This is a genomic window from Streptomyces sp. W16 (genome assembly GCF_033194735.1).
Taxonomy (GTDB): Bacteria; Actinomycetota; Actinomycetes; order Streptomycetales; family Streptomycetaceae; genus Streptomyces.
Window position 1 is genome coordinate 1 of record NZ_JAWOAI010001015.1, and the last position, 1,666, is coordinate 1,666.

At 72.0% G+C, this 1,666-nt stretch carries 2 protein-coding genes, 1 tRNA gene and 1 pseudogene; 1 reads left to right on the plus strand and 3 read right to left on the minus strand.

Going from position 1 to position 1,666, the window contains the following annotated elements; all coding sequences use genetic code 11:
• Positions 1-653: sensor domain-containing protein (locus R6V09_RS52560; protein WP_442810307.1), on the minus strand; the 653-nt coding region annotated here is incomplete at its 3' end.
• A gap of 255 nt (positions 654-908) precedes the next feature.
• A complete protein-coding gene (locus tag R6V09_RS52565) occupies positions 909-1,202 on the minus strand; it encodes a hypothetical protein (RefSeq protein ID WP_317888471.1) in 294 nt (97 codons plus the stop codon).
• Between R6V09_RS52565 and R6V09_RS52570 the strand changes: the two are divergent.
• Positions 1,162-1,368: pseudogene (locus R6V09_RS52570) on the plus strand (response regulator transcription factor); the annotation flags it as partial. The gene R6V09_RS52565 and the pseudogene R6V09_RS52570 overlap by 41 nt on opposite strands.
• Positions 1,369-1,423: 55 nt before the next feature.
• Here R6V09_RS52570 and R6V09_RS52575 read toward each other — a convergent pair.
• Positions 1,424-1,497: transfer RNA gene (locus R6V09_RS52575), tRNA-Ala, on the minus strand.
• Between the last annotated feature and the right edge of the window lie 169 nt (positions 1,498-1,666).

The following is a 1,666-nucleotide window of genomic DNA, read 5'->3' on the forward strand; positions in this document are numbered from 1 at the left end:
CGGGCGAGTTCGACGACGCGTCGCCCCAACTCCCCCTCCTCCGGCGCCAGCAGCAGCCGCGTCAGCTCGGCGCGCGCCCCGGCGACGGCCCCGAGGGCGTAGAGCCCGGGCGCCAGCAGCACGAGCCCGAGGAGAGCGACCCCGGCGGCGGACGGCCAGGTGGTGACCGTCCACAGCTTGAGCACCTTCACCTCGCCGTCCCCCATCAGCGCGGGCGTGCCCAGCATGGCCAACGGGCCGCCGAGCCCGACCGCGAGCACGAACGCGTCGAGCGGCCACAGCACCAGCGCGAACAGCAGCGTGTACGCCAACTCCCGCCAGGTCGCCCGCTCCCGCAGCCGGGTCGTCAGCCAGCCGCGCAACCCCGGCCGGTCCGGTACCCGGTGGGGGCCCGGCACCGGCTCCTGGTCTACGATCCGCAGCCGGTACCGCTCGGCCACGGCGACGGGTATCCCGGCGAGCGCGGTCAGCACGAGCAGCGGTATCCCCACCAGCACGACGGCCAACAGACCCCCGCCGACCACCCCGGCCAGCAGCAGCACCAGCACGACAGCCCCGGCCGGGGCTCCGCTCCCGAGATACAGCACGGCCCGCCAGGGCCACACCGACCACAGGAACCCGCGCCCCGCCAGGGCCTGCCACACAGTACGCATACGGATCACCGTAGGAGGCGGGGCAGTTGCGGACCATGGGTCCAGGGGGTGAAGCGGAGGTAGGGGCAGCCATACCTGCCGGGACGGACGCGCCCGGAACGCGCCGATGGCGATCGTGGCGCCCAGGGAACGGCGCAGGCCGATCTCACCTCGTCGTTCAGGACGGCGATCACCATGGTGTTGGCCACGCCGGGGAGGACCGGCTGACCGTGACCAACACCGGCCCACTCTTCGACCCCGACCGTGTCGACGCCCTCACTGACCGGTGACGAGAGCGCGGGCGGTGGCCGCGAGGCCAGGGGTCGCACCGGAGCCGGGCACGTCGTGGTTGGAGAGGATGACCGCCGTCCAGTCCAGGTCCGGGAACCAGTCGATGTCGGTGTCGACGCCGTGCGCCGCTCCACTGTGGCCGACGGCCCAACGGCCGTTGACGAGGGCGGTGGTGGTCGCGTACGAGTCGAAGGGGATCTGGGCGGGCACACCGGGCTTGGCCTCCGTCGGCGGCCCGAACCCCCTGACCGGGCGCGAGAGCGAAGTGCTCGTGCTCATCGCCCGCGGCCTCTCCAACGCGGAGATCGGCGGCCGTCTCCACCTGACCGAAGGCACCGTCAAGACCCATGTCAGCCGGGTACTGGCCAAGTTGGGAGTGCGCGACCGCGTCCAGGCCGTCGTCCACGCCTACGAGTCCGGGCTGGTCCGGCCCGGGAACACCGGGGGCCAAAGCAAAGATCCCGCCCGATCTTCCGATCGGACGGGATCTCGTTGCTGTGTGGACCTGTGGGGATTTGAACCCCAGACCCCCTCGATGCGAACGAGGTGCGCTACCAGACTGCGCCACAGGCCCTTGCAACGAATGAAACTCTAGCATCCCCCTCAGGGTGCTTGGAAATCCGTTCCTTGCCTGGTCACTCGTTGGCCGCGCGGGGCCGCTCGCCGTCCTCGTACTGGTCGAACAGGGGGGTGCGGCCACGCTCACGGGCGCGGCGGGCGGAGGCGGCGCGGCGGGCGTCGGT